The following is a 15202-nucleotide window of genomic DNA, read 5'->3' as shown; positions in this document are numbered from 1 at the left end:
GTTGAGAAAACCTCAAGGGAGAACCCGTTTTTGCGAAAACAAACAGGGAAACGGGGTGGACTTCCTGGAGGGGTCGGGAAAAGGGCACTTTTCGGTGAATATCTTCACACTTTTTTGCCCATTTTTCGCTACTTTTTTGGACATAAAAAACAATTTTTCCAAAAATGGAGTTAAAAATGAATCGAGTTTACCTAGTCGTGACGGCCGCTTCTAGCATGGCCGCCAAGGTCCAAGAAGTCAAGGATGCCGCCGCCCAGGCTGGCCTGGTGGTGGGTTCCTACAATCCGCTTTCCCTCGTGGCCGCCGCCGATGCCGCTGCCGAAATCAAGGCCGGCAAGACTGCCACCCTCATGGAAAAGATTTGCGCCGACTTCTTGCAGCAAGGCTTTGATTCCGTGGACGCCGTCGTGGTGGAAGGCGCCACCGGCATGAGCGACGTGGTCGCCCAGAGCTTCAACGACTCCCTCGCGACCGCCTTGGATGCGAAAATCTATTCCGACAGCGAAGACGCCGACCTGTTCTGCCCGTGCCGCCTGCTCAAGTGCGGGAAGTGCCTTGCCGCCGACCTCGCCGCCGAGCCCGCCGAACGCAAGACGAGCCAGGCCATGTTCCGCGCCGGCCTCCTCCTCAAGGCCTCCAAGGCCAAGAAGCGCATCGTGCTCCCCGAAGGCTCCGAACCGCGTACCGTGCAGGCCGCAAAGCTCGTGATCGACCGCAAGATTGCCGTGCCGGTCCTCATCGGCAAGAAGGACGAAATCCTCGCCGTTGCCAAGGAACAGGGCGTTCAGCTCCCCGCCGACATCGAAATCATCGAACCCTCTGCCGAACTTGCCGAAAAGTACGTACCGACCCTCGTGGAACTCCGCAAGTCCAAGGGCATGACCGAAGACCAGGCCCGCGCTGCCCTCGCCGACAACGTGATGCTTGGTACCATGATGCTTAAGATGGGCGAAGTGGACGGCCTCGTCTCCGGCGCTATCCACTCCACTGCCGACACGCTCCGTCCGGCCCTGCAGGTGATCAAGTGCGCCCCGGGCGTGAAGTCCGTGAGCTCCGTGTTCTTCATGTGTATGCCCGGTAAGACGTACATCTACGGCGACTGCGCCATCAACCTGAACCCCACCGCCGAAGAACTTGCAGGAATCGCCATGCAGTGCGACGACACGGCCAAGGCCTTTGGCCTGCCGAGTCGCGTGGCCATGCTGAGCTACAGCACCATGAATAGCGGCAAGGGTCCCGATGCCGACCTCGTGCGCGAGGCCACCAAGATTGTGAAGGAAGCCCGCCCCGAGATGCTCGTGGACGGCCCGCTCCAGTACGATGCGGCGACCGTGCCCAGTGTCGGGTCCCTGAAGGCCCCCGGCAGCACCGTCGCCGGCAAGGCGACCGTGTTCGTGTTCCCGAGCCTCTCTGCCGGTAACATCGGCTACAAGGCCGTGCAGCGCAGCGCCCATGGCACCATCGCCATTGGCCCGATGCTCCAGGGCCTCGCCAAGCCCGTGAACGACCTCAGCCGTGGCGCCCTCGTTGAAGACATCGTCTACACGATTGCGCTCACCGCCGTGCAGGCCGGGTAAGCAAGCTGCCATTCCAGGCAAAGCCAAGAAATTCACAAAGAAGTCCGGATAAAGTTCCGGGCTTTTTTTGTATGCAATAGGAATTTCGCTCTATTGTCATTTTTTTATTGACAACATTTCTTTGATGATATAATTTTATTACAAAACATTTCTAAGGAGTAGAAAAGTGAAAACAAGACCGGGAATTTGGAGTGCAATCCTGTTTTTAGCATTTGCCACAATGACGGTAACAAACGCATGGGCCGCACAAAGAGAACTGAGTGACGATGGCAATGGTGGCTACTACATCAACATGTCCGCGACCGGGACCGACACGCTGGTAATCCCCGATGGCGTGACGACGTTCAAGGTGTATGATGATGGTGGAGCGGAAGGTAATTACAGCATCCCCTCTTCTAGTAACGAAACCAACCTTGTATTAGTTGCGCCTCAAAATTATCTACTCCGTTTAACGGGGTATATAAGGACGACATACGGATTTTTGAGTGCCTATGATGGCGATAATATAGCAAGCCGGCGAAAGATCTCTTATTTAGACGGATATGAAGATGTCCCTAATACGCTTAGTTCTGGACAGCGTATGCTTATTAATTTTGAAACATTACCAGATTACACAAATGCAGGCTTGTTTTTAACTGTAACACTAGTCGATCTAACTGTACCCCATGCCATTGTAATTGGTGAAGTAGCGAACGGGAGTGTTTCAGCATCACATACGGAGGCTGTAGGTGGTACGCAGATTTCTTTATCCGTGACCCCTAATGAAGGTTACGTTTTGCAATCAATAAATGTTGTGGATGAACTTGGCAACAGTTTAGTTTACGATGATTACGGACGTTTCTTAGAAGGATTTACCGGTGGTCAATGGTATTCTGGTAATACCGCTACTTTCACAATGTCAAATACCGATGCTACGGTAGAATTAAGATTTCAAGAAATTGACAAGTATCTCAAAATATCAGAATACGATTTGCCGGAATCGGGAATGCTTCCTGTAATCATTCCAAATGAGGTAAGTACGTTCTTGATTGAACCGAAAGGCGACGGAACTGAAGACATTGATATCGCGTTGAACGCCCCTGAAGGAAAAATTCTTCAGATAATGAGCGAAGATAATTCAAACAGTGGCAACGACTCTCTTTATGTGTACGATGGAATCAACGACGATGCGAATCTTTTGGGAAAAGTGCCGGTTCGTGACATGGGAAGGTTTATCAGCACACAAAATGTTATGACTCTGCATTACAGGGCCGATGGACGTTTTCGTTCCCGTGATGCGTTCCGCGTGACCGTTCTAGATCCTAATGAAGTTAATAATATAACCGTCACGAATGGCACAGGAGGAACGGTTTCGCCGTCAGTCAGTTCTGCTACTGCAAATACCTCTGTCACCTTGACTGCGACGCCGGACAATGGTTATATGCTTGACTATGTCGAAGTCTTTGATGCAGAAGGATTGAAAGTAGAAGTAAGCAATGCCACTTGGTATGAATCCGGTGAAATGTCCTTCAAAATGCCCGGTTCGGCCGTAGAGATTAAGCCTGTATTTGTTCGCATTGAAGACGGCCCAAGCATCAACATGTTGAAAAATGGATTTTTCGAGCTGGCAATTCCTGAAGGAATCAATACCATCAAGGTCTATGACAATGGAGGCGAAACAGGTAAGTATAGCCCTAACTGTGATGGATACCTGTTGCTGACTGCTCCCAGCGGGAAAAAGCTTCGCTTGTCGGGTACAATAAAAGTCCGGAGCGGTAATAACTCTTCTGGGACGGGACTATTATCCGCGTATGACGGAGATAATGTCAATGTGGGCTCATGGTTTACGGCCGATTCTTATGGCACTTGGAATGTTCCGAAAAAATTGAGCACAGGTGAAAATGTCATGCTCAGTTTCCAAACGAGTGGCGGCACGACTTATGATGGTCTTGACTTGACCGTAACAGTTGTGGATCCGAATGGTCCCCATGCCATCAATATCGAGACAGCAGAACATGGCGGTTTTGTCAATCCTCCGGCAACGGCGATGCCTGGCGAAGTGGTGACCTTGACGGCAACTCCCGATGCGGGTTATATTCTTGACAAGGCCCTTGTTCAAGATGAAAATGTCTGGGATGAATATTTGAGCAATGTAGAGCATACTGCCAGTTGGTACTCCAATAATGAAATCTCGTTTGTGATGCCGCAAACAGATGTAACCATTACCCCGCATTTTGAAAATCTTACTTATGGGCATTTTTATTTAAGTATGAACCATTCGGGAACAGAAAATATGACCATTCCGGATGGAATAAAAACGTTCACGATTTCTGACGATTATACAGATGAAAAAATCGACGCCTATTTTGCATTAACTGCGCCAGAAGGAAAAGTGCTCCAGGTGATGGGAGATTTTTCGGGCCGAGGCTCCGCTGATTCCTTGTATATCTACAATAGTAGCGATACACTCTTGAAGGCACCTAACGGGATTTATATTAGCAGCAGGGTTGCTTCTAGCAATGATTTGACAATCCATTATAAAGAAATGGGTGAATCTATTCAAAAGCGCAATGGTTTAGCTTTGATATTCCTTGTTGTCGACCCGAACAAAGATTATGCAGTCTCTTTCTGGGATTACAGTAATGGCAATATCGTTCCCAATACGGTTTCTGCCAAGGTGAACACGCCTGTTTCTTTCTCGGTGACGCCTGATCCTGGGTATTATCTCCATCACGTGAGAATTTGGGGCGAAAATACTGGATGGGAGATTTCTAAGACAGGTGGAACATGGTATTCCGAAGGGAACGAGGTGACGTTCTTGATGCCAGGCGAAGATGTTAATATTGAGCCTTACTTTGCAAGCGAATCAGAAACGCCAAACATTGCTGTGTCCCGGTACGAAACCATTAGGGCAACAATCCCGGCTAGATTCGAAGAATTTTACGTGAATGGACAGGGAGTTGGCGTGTGGGAAGCGGCTAAGCCTCTCATATTGAAGGCTCCGGAAGGTTATTGGTTCCTAGTTGAGAATATGAATCATGAATATACTTCTGGATTTAACGCTTACGATGGTGAATTCGCGGACCCTGTTGGTTCGGGTGCTGAATTGATGTCGGGAATAACGACTGGGCGGGACCTGACTCTTGTTTATGTCGGGACAGGTGAATATGACATGTCTATACCTGTAAGGCTTGTCGATGCAAGTGTTACGCACAATGTCGATGTGCATTATAGCGGGAATGGTTATGCTGGAGGTGACCTTTCATCGGCATCGACGGGGAATACGATTAATTTGACGGCGACACCTAACGAAGGTTACATGATAGGCAGTATTTATGCGGAGGCTTATTTGGATTTGAACGATGAATCGTGGTCTCTCCCTATAACTGGTGGTACATGGTATACAAGTAACGACTATTCCTTCACAATGCCTTATGCAGATGTCAGGGTCAATGTTGAATTTGTCGAAAAGGTGACGACGGCTAACGAAGGGCTCTTTATCGAGATGCCGCAACGGGATTCTGTATTTGCCACTATTCCTGCGGATGTAGAGTCGTTTAATGTTAATGGTGAATGTGTTTATGATGCATGCAAAGGCACGCTTGTGCTGGTGGCACCCGAAGGGCGCAAGTTCCAGTTGACTGGAGATGTGAAAACCTATGGCGACGGTGCTGGAATGGCGGTTTTTGATGGTTCCGGAACAGGTGCGACAAAAATTTGGGAGCTGGACCAAGGTAACGATATCTATTTGAATAGTTCTGGAGATACATTGACACTCCATTATGAATCTAGTGATTCCTATATGAGAATGAATTTGCTTGTAACGATTATTGATCCCAATAAAAAATATAGGATTGAGTTTGCCAAAGTTCAGGGTGGAACAATTGACGGTTATCCAGAAAGCGCAGCGCCGGGTGATACGGTCACATTGAATATAACGACGGACATAAAATCATACAATGTTTGTGTTGAAGCATATGATTTGAAAACGACATTGTATGAATTTGAAAACTGCAATTTTTCAGCATGGTATGAGAACCAGTTTAAGTTTGTAATGCCGGAAAAAGATCTTTCTCTCAAAGTATATATCTTCGAAGCAGAATATGGTGATGCGGTTATTCCCAGAGCGGATACACTTAGGGTGGATATTCCGGAAGGAATGGCATCGGTTCAGGTCTATAATGATTACAGTCGCGAAGATTATTTCTATTACAATAATAACGATGGCGTACTCGTCTTGACGGCTCCCGAAGGTTATAAATTGATGATTACTGACGGGGAAGTTGATCTTTCTGATGAAGGCGACTCCTTGATTATTTACGATGGAGATGGAATAGATGCCGAGCGAGAACTCGTAAAGGTATCGATTGGTGGTGAAATAGACGAATTGCGGAGTACGGGCCGTACTCTTACATTCAAATTCAAATCGGATGGAGAAGGGAATGGTCGTGGTATATACGCTAACATACGTCTTGTAAATGCGAGCGGGATATATTCTATAACCTTAAATGATGCGAGCTTCGGTAGCATGGTTGCTGACACGCTTTCGGCTATGGTAGGCGATACTGTTACGCTTGTGGCGACTCCTAATAACGGCTATTTGCTCGATAATTTCGCTATATGGTGGAGGGATGTGTATGGCAAATACTCCACTATTACTCCGATAGGTGGAACATGGTATTCTGGAAACGAAGCCAAGTTTGTAATGCCGGAAGGCAATGTTGAAATTGATGCCTATTTCAGTCCTTTGATATATGGTTACTTCACGACGTGGATTCCGGCAACCGATACGTCCTGGATTGATATTCCAGAGGAAGGTATCAGAGAATTGACAGTCCGTACAGATTGCGGGAACTGGGATTATTGCAACAATAGCGATGGCGTCCTCGTGTTGACAGCTCCCGAAGGTTATTCGCTCCGTGTAAGAGGCAACACATATTTTGCTGACGGAGAGGACTCCTTGTTCATTTACGACGGCGCGAATACGGATGCAAAAGTACTCGCAAAAATGTCTAATAGCAATAGTTACATTGAAAATGTATACAGTACAGGCCGGAGCCTAGCATTCCAGCTGAAATCGAATGGTGAAGGAAATGGCGAATATCCGGATTTGCAGGTGGATGTCTTGAAAAAATCGGGTTCCTCTGCTATCGCAATTTACCAATCCTTTAATGGAAACAGGCTTGCCCGTATCGATGGCTTGTACGATGGCAAGGATACTGTGAATATCGAAGAAGACATTGACGTTGCCGATATTGAATTTATCCGTAATTTTGCGGTAACGGCGAATGATTCGGGCAAGTATTCCACGATTGTTTTCCCGTTTGGATTCCATCCCGCGAGCGTCGGCGGCTTAGACGATATCCTTGAATTCTCGCAGATGATTGAAGAAAATGGAAAATTGCAGGTTGAGATGAACCGGGTTTGGTGCCGTGACGGTGAGCCCGATAGGGATTGCAGTTCTTACATGGGGAACCTCATCAAGGCGAATACGCCCTACATGTTGAAAATGACCGATACAACGCTTTTCTTTAATCGTTCGCTTTATACCATCAAGAAGACCGAGCCGGCAGTGGCCAAGGTGGGTGACTGGCAGTTCATCGGAACCTATGCGTACAAGAAATGGGAAGAGGGCGATACCGACCTAGGCAGTGTCTATGGTTTTGCCGCGACAGCCTCAAACGGTGCCGAAATCGGGCAGTTTGTCAAGGCGGGTTCCGGCGCCTTTATCCGCCCGTTGCGCGCCTACCTGAAGTACAGCACTCCCAATGGAGAGCCGAGGCCCGCCCCAGCAGGCCATGTGTCCGTATGGCGTGATCGTAGCAACGAACTCCCCGAAGAAATCGAGGTCGTGGTTGTCGAAGGCAAGAGCCGTGCCAGTATCGGTTCGGGCGAATCGGGTAGCGAAAAGAAGACGACCGTCATTGGCCGCATCAATACGCGCACTGGTGAGTTCACGCCCGTTACCCGCACATACGACCTCAAGGGCCGCAGCTTGAACGCAAAGCCCAAGGCAAAGGGCGTGTACGTCGGGAAAAAGCGCTAAATAGCGAAATTTGTGCCGGTGATGGCGGGTCAGAACCCGCCATGGCCGCGCACTTGTTTATTATTTTTATTTATGAATAGGTGAGGCTTTATATGGAAAATGCTCTTAAGAACATGGATTTACAACAAAAGAAGCAGTACACCACCCCCGAGATGAAGGTGGAGGTTTTAAAGCCTCGTTGCAATTTGCTTGAAGCTAGCCTTCCTTCTGACATACCCGTTGTGATTGGCTCCGGCCAGAACTAGTTTTTCGCCTGTTTCTTATCTAGCTTTGCGTTGATTTTCTTCTGGAGTTCTTTGAGCTTCCAGCGTCCGCGTTTGTCTTCGAGGAAGTCGCTGGTGCGGATTCCTCTGGCAAGCCCGCGGTTGATGATGTTGAGCGCATCGGCATAGCGCTTCTGGTCAAAGCGCAGTTCTGCGAGGAAGAAGTAGTTGTACAAATCTTTGGGATCTTGTTCCAGTGCCATCACCAGGTACTTTTCGGCAAGCGCCTTGTCGGGCCACGAGAGGATGATGGGAATGTAGGGCAAAAGCTGGTGGGCTCGCCCGAGAATCTGGTAGTTGTTTGCCGCAGTCGCGATATCGCGGACCTTGTTGGCGACGCCTTCCTTGACGGAGATGAGCGGGCCACGTTCTGCCCCCCACATCGAAAGCGATGAGGCGTAGATGTGGGCGATTTCCTTGTTCTTCGGGTACTTGGCGTAAGCGGCCTCGGAAACGTTCTTGAGCGTGTCGAGACGTGCAGCCCGCTGCTTCTTTTCGAAGGGGACAAACCGGAAGGCATAGTAAATGCTCCTCACGACGCCCGCCGTTGCGGCTTCGGCGACTGCGGGGTCTGTCTGGGCGCGCTTGTAGGCGGCAATCATCTTCTTCGCATTTTCTGCATCCGCCCTGTCTTCGACAGAGCGTTCGGCTCTCGCTGCATAACAGGAATCAGCAAAACGGAGGTCTTCGTTTGCCGTGGCGACTCCTGCGCAAAGGAGAATCAGTGAAAGAAGATGGATGCGGGCATTCATTTGCGGGCTAGACCTTCCAGTTCTGCAAGATGTGGTTGACTCCAGCGAGGGTCTTTTTTTCCTCGTCAAGTCCGTGGAAAGTCTTGAACAGGTTTTTCCTGTACTCCATAAGTGCCGTGCGAATGAGGATTCTTTCTTCTTTTTTCAGCATAAAAACAACTTAGTAAAACAATCAGAAAAGTGGGTTATTTTTTGCGGCGTTTGCCTGTGAAATAGTCTACTTGACGTGTTGCGCCGAGTACGGCGTGCCAGAGCGCTCCGTTGGGGTCTATTTTGCGGCGTTCGCTCACGGCGTATTCTATGGGCACATGCGAGAACGTGCCGTTCATGCTGCCGACGACCATGTCCGTCTTGCCTGCCATGGCGGCATGTACCGCATTTTCGGCGAGCTGGTAGCAGAAGATGGCGTCGGTGCCCTTGGCGGGGATACTGCGCACGGTGTAGCTCGGGTCAAAGTACTTGATGTTGATTTCCTTGCCCACCTTTTCGAAGTGTTCCTTGATTTTGAGCGTCAGGAATTCACCAATATCTTTCTTGAGGATGTTGCCGCTTGCATCGCGGCGTTCTTCTTGGCCGTCGAACAGGTGCTGGCCTGCGCCTTCGGCGACGGCGAGCACGGCATGCGTCTTGCCGCAGTCGTAGCGGTTTTCGAGCGCCTTGAAGAGCCCGTTTTCGCCTTCAAGCGTGAAGGGGACTTCGGGGACGAGGCAGAAGTTCACGACCGTGGTGGCAAGTGCCGCGTAGGCGGCGATAAATCCGGAGTCGCGGCCCATGAGTTTCACGAGGCCGAGCCCGTTGAAGGCGCCGTTCGCCTCGTTGTGGGCGCTCGTGATGACGTTGGTCGCGCTGAGCACGGCGGTCTCGAAACCGAACGTGCGGTCGATGAGGTTCAAATCGTTGTCGATGGTCTTCGGGATGCCGATGACCGAGATGGGCTGCTTGCGCTTCTTGACTTCTTGCGCGATGGCGTGCGCGCCGCGGAGCGTGCCGTCGCCGCCGATGCAGAACAGCACATTGATGTTCAGGCGCATCAGGGTGTCGACCATGACGGAGGGTTCCTGGTTACCGCGGGAGCTGCCGAGGATGGTGCCGCCGTCGTCCTGGATGGCGTCAACCACGTCCGGGTTGAGCATGATGGGCGGGTAGCCGTAAGAGGGATTGAGCCCACGGTAGCCGTAAGGGATGCCAAAGATGTTGCGCACACCGTAGTCGAACCAGAGCACGGTAACGAGGCTCTTGATAACGTTGTTCAAACCCGGGCAAAGGCCGCCGCAGGTGACAATGCCGGCACGTGTCCATGCCGGGTCGTGGAAAATGGTTTCGCGCGGGCCGGCCGTCTCGAGCGAGGGGACTTCGATACCTTTGCTGAAAAAATCCTGCAATTTCTTTGTGTCGGTAGTGAGCGCGACGCGGTCTGAATCGGAGACGAAGGGCACGCCGCTCATGGGCGAGCGAAGCGTCCCTTGGCCAACGGATTCAATAGAAAGGTCATACTTTTCCGGGTTCTGCAGAATATCTTCCTGTGTCATAAATACCTCTGGCTATGCACTTGAAAGCCGTAATGAAAATACAAATTTTTTGGCAGGCTTGTATTGCCATGCCAGTGAAACTTTTTTGTTACGGGAACTGCAATGCCCTAGATGGACAGAGGCGGGAAGTGAATCTTCGTGCGCAGGCCGGGATTCGCGTTCTCAAGCTCGATTTTCATGTTGGTGAGCGTGCAAAGTTTCTTGACCATGGAAAGGCCGATACCCGTACCGCTCGTCTGCCTCGTCATCTCGTTTTCGACGCGGTAGAACTCCTGGAACACCTTCGTCATTTCGGCCTGCGGGATACCTGGCCCGTAGTCGCGCACGGCGAGGTAGAGGTCCGTATCCTTGAGGCGCAACTCGATGTTGATCATCTTGTAGTCCGCGTTCTTCGAGAACTTGAGCGAGTTGTCCACCAGGTTCATGAGAATCTGCATGATGGCGTCGCGGTCCATCATCAGCGTGATGTCCTTGACGTCGGTATCAGAAGAAACAGTGAGCTCGAAGCCTTGCTTTTCCACGTTCTTGCTGTATGTCGCGACAAAGTCGTCGAGTACGCCCTTCGGGCGTTCCTTGCGGAGCTGCACGTTCCAGCGGTTGCCGTCCAGCTTGGAGAGGTTCAGCACGTTCTGGATGAGGCGCGTGAGGCGTTCCGTTTCGCTTGCAATCTGGTTGTAGTACTTCTGCCGCTTGTCTTCGTTGGCCACCCAGGAATTCTGCAGGAGTTCTGCGTACATGCGGATGGCGGTGAGCGGAGTCTTGAGTTCGTGACTGACTGCAGAGACAAAGTCCTGGCGCTTGGAAGCAAGAGCGAGCTGGCTCTGCGTGAGTTTGTAGATGCAGATGAGACCGCCGCCCAACACGACCAACATGGCGATGCCGAGGAACAGGAGGATTCCGCTACCCGGTGCGCTCTGCTTTTGCGTGACGTACATGTTGAGCGAGATGCTGCCGAGCGGCGAGGGCAGAGGTGTGCTCAATAACAGTGTAGAGGACTTGTTGAGGTCGCCGTAAGAGACGAGCGGTTTGTCTTGGCCTACGAACTCGATAACCAGGTTCTGTTCTTGAGGGGAGAACTTGATTTCGTTCATGACGAGGTTCGTGAGGTAGGTGCGCAGTTCCACGATGAAGCCTTGCACAAATATCTCGGAGCCGCGCTTGACGTTACGGTAGAAGATGATGTACGTGTTATCGAACGTTGCCTGGAACGGCTCGATTTCTACTTCCATTACATGGGTCGTATCGATATTGGTGCGCAAGAGGCCGTAAGCGTCCATCCGGGTCGATTCGACGTTGAACGCAAACGATTCCTTTTCGGAAGTTTGTTCAAAACGCTTTTCCCTTTTGGGCGTGTATGGTTTCTTCTGGTTCTTGCTTGCAGAAAGCCCAAGGTCTTGCTTGTAAATCTGGTCGAGGATGGATTCGATGGAGTCGCGGGGTTGCGGTTTGATGTTGTTGATTTCGCCAATCCTGAAGTTCTGCTTCATGAGGATTGTCTGGATCTTGTAGAGCACCGCCTCGCGCTTGTTGCGGTCGGCCATCGGAATTTTCTCAAGGACACCATCGGGGAGGATAGGCGTGCGGAGTGTGCCGTCAGGGTCCATCTGGAAATGCCCGACGATTCCCTTGAAGTGGCTCCGGAGGGGGAAGTTCGCGAGTTCCGAGAGCGTAATCTCTTCGCCGCCAATCACGGGGACCGCGCGGATAAAGCGGTATTCGGAATACGACCGCTGGTCCTCGATGGTCATGTCATCGACAAAACGCTGGTTCAGCATCTGCAGAACCAGGAAGGCATGTTCCCTGTAGGCGTATTGCGCATTCTGTTGCAATTGCGAATACGAATGGGCCAACAAGACGATGACCGGTATCGCAATGGCAACAAATATCGCGACGAATATTAGGTGGATTTTTCGCATTCAGGCGTAGAGCGCATCTGGTAGCCCTCGCCGCGGAACGTGACAAGCAGTTTCGGGTGGGAGGGATCGTCTTCGATTTTCTTGCGGAGTTTGGTGATGTGGATGTCGACCGTGCGTGTATCCACGGATTCGGCATTCTCGTAGCCCCAGACCTTCTTGAGGAGTTCGGCACGAGGAACGGCGTGGTCGCGGTTGTTCCACAGATATTCGAGAATTTCAATTTCCTTGCGGGTGAACGCGAGTTCTTCGGTACCGCGGGTACCGGTGTATTCGCGGAAGTTCACACGGAGGTTGCCAGCAACGAGCTTGCCTTCGTTTTCCATGGTCTGGCGGCTGCGACGCAGCACAGCCTCGATGCGGGCGAGCAGCATCGGGACGGAGAACGGCTTGGGGACGTAGTCGTCGGCGCCGTACTTGAGACCGTTGATAATATCCTCATCGGCGTTCTTTGCAGAGAGGATGATAATCGGGAGGCTCTTGTCTTTTTCGCGAATCTTGTCGCAGACAGTAAAGCCGTCCATGCCCGGGAGCATGAGGTCGAGGAGAACAAGACCATACTGCCCTGTCAAGGCTTCGTTAAGGCCGCTTTCACCGTCGGCCACGTGCTTGACGCTGTAGCCGTTCAATTCGCAAAGGTCCACCAGACCTTCGGCGATTGCAATTTCGTCTTCGATAATGAGAATATTCGTGCTGCTCGTATTCTGTGTCATTGTTTTTCCTTTATTTGACCTCAATTCTAAATAGCTAGGCCGCCGCCGACTTCGAGAGTCATGTGTCCGGCATCAATTTCCTTCGGATATTCACCGCCGAAGTAGTACTTGAAGTTACAGTACGCGGCGATGGGGATAATGGGGAGTTTCAGGCGGAAACCGACGAGGGCATGACCGCCGATGCTAGTGTTGATGCTCTCCTTCGCGGCCTTGTCCTGAACGCGCTGCTTGAGAGCTTCACCGGCTTCCTGGAGTTTAGCTTGTGCTTCTGGAGTTGCTCCGGCGGCGGCATCTGCAATCAATGTCTGGATGGCCGGGTCGTCAACCAGGGCGGAAACGTAGGCCTGGTTCAACACAAAGCTGTTGGCAAACACAGTGAGACCACCGCCGATGTAGGGACGGATGATCGGGAGAGAAGTAATCGGGTAGGTGATGGAGAGGTCGCCGTTCATGGCCACGTACTTCGGGTTGGCCTTGGCGAACGGGGTCCCGCCCAGTTCGATTTCGAGAGGGATTTCCGATTCGACGCCGGAAGTCGGGTTCAAAACATAAAGACTTGCATCGTAAGAACCGAACTGGATGTTGAAGGTTCCTTCGATGTCGATAATCGGGAGCAGGTCTATCCAGAGCTTGAAACCGAAGCCCTGCATCATCTCGTCAAAGCCTTCGTGGCTGAATTTGATAGAACCTTCCTTATTAACGGGGGCCTTGGGGCCGGCCTTCATTTTTGTGCCAAAGCCGGGGGCATAATGCGCGCCGACGCCAATGATTGCAAACGACTGAGTTGCAAGCAGTGCTGCCGCTGTAGCGATAATTTTGAAGTTCATGTTGCGCTCCTGATTAAATACTTTCCTATTTTCAAATTAAAAATAAAGAAAATTTGCCGGTCGGAACACAGGCCGGGTTAAAAATACCTCTTTTTTTGTGGAAAGTTGCCTAAAGGCTATTTTTTTTTATAAAAATGCGGGAGGGGACCACGCTCGGGGTGGCGTGGGGTCGCTTGGTTGGTGCGTCTTACCGTATCGAGGGGATGATGAGGAAGACTTTCTGCCCCTTGGCGACGTTCAGCTTGTCGAATTCGAACAACTCAACCGTTTCGCCGGCGGAGCCGTTTGCCGTAACGACGACCTTGTGTGTGCCGACGGAAACAGGAATGCGCGTCATGTGCAGGGAATGAGGCATAAAGAGCCCCACGCGGAGGTCAGCCTGCTCAATTTGGCTCTGTGCCACGTCGGTGCCGATACTTGTGAGTAAATTCAGGAGAATGTTATCCGTCTTCATGGCCTGCTTGGCCTTTTGCGCCGCAATGGTGCGCAAAATGACACGGACGGCCGTGCGCGTGATTGTCGAGGACTTCTCGTCTTCCATGTTCTGCTTGAGTTCCTCGTCTACGGCCATCACCTTCTCAGGGCGGATTCGCGGGGAGCCATCCAACGATACCTCGAAATGGTCCACCCTGTTGTAGAGCTTCTTTATCTCGGGAAGCGCAAAGCCGACATGGAAGGATTCGCCAGTGCCTGCGCCCGAAACGGGCGGAGCGACCATCGTGAAGGTCCTCCTTTCGCCGGTCTCGCCGTCCTTGTAGTAGAGGTTCATCACGCCGCCACTGATGAATGTGCCCGACATGTAAAGCTCGCCCAGTATGGGGCTATGGCCTGCATACCCGATGACGATGATTTCCTGGCCATTTTGGCGGACAGCGGAAGCCTTGGGCGTTATGCCGGGCACCGGTGTACCAAGTGCAACGAGATCGTTTTCGCGATCGGCACTGCGCAAGCCCTCGGTAACAAATTCCAGCACCTCGTTGGGTACCTTGAGCTTGCCTTCTTTGTACGCCTTTACCGTGTTGATATAGGCGATAGCCGCATCGTCCGGTGACCCATCCAGTTCGTAAACCATGGCCGAAAGGTAGCGCAAAAGGCCGTTATCGTTGACCTTCTTCTGGTCCTTTTGATAGAGAGCATTCATCGCTATCTGGGAGCGCCGGACCTCCACCATCGCCCCGTCCAAGTCCATCATGGCGAGATAGTTGAGTATCTGGAACTCGTACATGAGCAAAAGTTCGAAGGGCCTTGCCCTGTAGGGGCGCGTGTTGTCGTTCGTGACGATGGCCGCGGCCTCGTTCGTCACCGATTTGGTGTAGAGGTCTTCGTAGATTTGCTCCGCCTTGGCGAAATTTGCCGCACTTTCCTTGAAATTGCGCTTGTAGTGGTTAAGGCAACCGAGGTCGAAATAGTAGAGGAATTCACTGTTCGATCCGTACAGATCGTCCTGGTCTTCCTTCATCTTCTCGATTGTCGCGTCGATACCCTTCTTTTCGAGGGGTTGCGCAAGCTCCTCGTAGCGGGTCATAGACTTGTTCGCACAACCCGCAAGGAGTGACAACGAGAAAGCTAGAAGAACAATCCGTTTTATGGACATGACGTTCCT

Annotated in this window: 10 protein-coding genes and 1 pseudogene; 4 read left to right on the top strand and 7 right to left on the bottom strand. The window is 51.3% G+C overall.

The features are described 5' to 3' along the window. Positions 1-176: 176 nt before the first annotated feature. The 4 genes and pseudogenes from pta (at position 177) to Q0Y46_RS08625 (ending at position 7847) form a co-directional block, all read left to right on the top strand. Positions 177-1577 carry a phosphate acetyltransferase gene (pta, locus tag Q0Y46_RS08635; RefSeq protein WP_297946669.1) on the top strand — a complete coding sequence of 467 codons (1401 nt, stop codon included), beginning with the start codon at positions 177-179 and terminating at the stop codon, positions 1575-1577. Between the two features lie 220 nt (positions 1578-1797). Next, positions 1798-2349, top strand: a pseudogene (locus Q0Y46_RS14935) (hypothetical protein); the annotation flags it as partial. A gap of 123 nt (positions 2350-2472) precedes the next feature. Then, the gene (locus Q0Y46_RS08630; RefSeq protein WP_297946667.1) at positions 2473-7602 is read left to right on the top strand and encodes a hypothetical protein; all 5130 of its coding nucleotides are present in this window, start codon (positions 2473-2475) and stop codon (positions 7600-7602) included. A gap of 92 nt (positions 7603-7694) precedes the next feature. Next, positions 7695-7847, top strand: a complete 153-nt coding sequence (locus Q0Y46_RS08625) for a hypothetical protein (protein WP_295684575.1) — start codon at positions 7695-7697, stop codon at positions 7845-7847. Here the strand turns inward: Q0Y46_RS08625 and Q0Y46_RS08620 are convergent. The 7 genes from Q0Y46_RS08620 to Q0Y46_RS08590 form a co-directional block, all read right to left on the bottom strand. Continuing rightward, entirely contained in the window at positions 7844-8617 is a 774-nt protein-coding gene (locus Q0Y46_RS08620) for a hypothetical protein (protein ID WP_297946665.1), read from the bottom strand. The two genes, Q0Y46_RS08625 and Q0Y46_RS08620, sit on opposite strands and share 4 nt — an antisense overlap. 7 nt (positions 8618-8624) lie before the next feature. After that, a complete protein-coding gene (locus Q0Y46_RS08615) occupies positions 8625-8768 on the bottom strand; it encodes a hypothetical protein (protein ID WP_295684569.1) in 144 nt (47 codons plus the stop codon). Positions 8769-8802: 34 nt separating this feature from the next. Next, positions 8803-10146, bottom strand: coding sequence for an ATP-dependent 6-phosphofructokinase (locus Q0Y46_RS08610; protein ID WP_295684566.1), 1344 nt, complete (start codon positions 10144-10146; stop codon positions 8803-8805). A 107-nt stretch (positions 10147-10253) separates the two neighbouring features. After that, positions 10254-12062: a HAMP domain-containing sensor histidine kinase gene (locus Q0Y46_RS08605; RefSeq protein ID WP_297946663.1), complete on the bottom strand. Its 1809-nt coding sequence runs from the start codon at positions 12060-12062 to the stop codon at positions 10254-10256. Continuing rightward, entirely contained in the window at positions 12044-12772 is a 729-nt protein-coding gene (locus Q0Y46_RS08600; RefSeq protein WP_290956318.1) for a response regulator transcription factor, read from the bottom strand. Before Q0Y46_RS08600 ends, Q0Y46_RS08605 begins: the two co-directional genes overlap by 19 nt. A 26-nt stretch (positions 12773-12798) precedes the next feature. After that, the gene (locus Q0Y46_RS08595) at positions 12799-13599 is read right to left on the bottom strand and encodes a hypothetical protein (RefSeq protein WP_297946661.1); all 801 of its coding nucleotides are present in this window, start codon (positions 13597-13599) and stop codon (positions 12799-12801) included. 187 nt (positions 13600-13786) lie between these two features. Further along, positions 13787-15124 (bottom strand): hypothetical protein, encoded by a 1338-nt coding sequence (locus tag Q0Y46_RS08590; protein WP_297946659.1) that lies wholly within the window; start codon positions 15122-15124, stop codon positions 13787-13789. Between the last annotated feature and the right edge of the window lie 78 nt (positions 15125-15202).

Origin of the sequence: uncultured Fibrobacter sp. (genome assembly GCF_947305105.1) — a bacterium.
Taxonomy (GTDB): Bacteria; Fibrobacterota; Fibrobacteria; order Fibrobacterales; family Fibrobacteraceae; genus Fibrobacter.
Note: the sequence above shows the minus strand (reverse complement) of the source record. Positions and strands in the feature narration are given on the sequence as shown.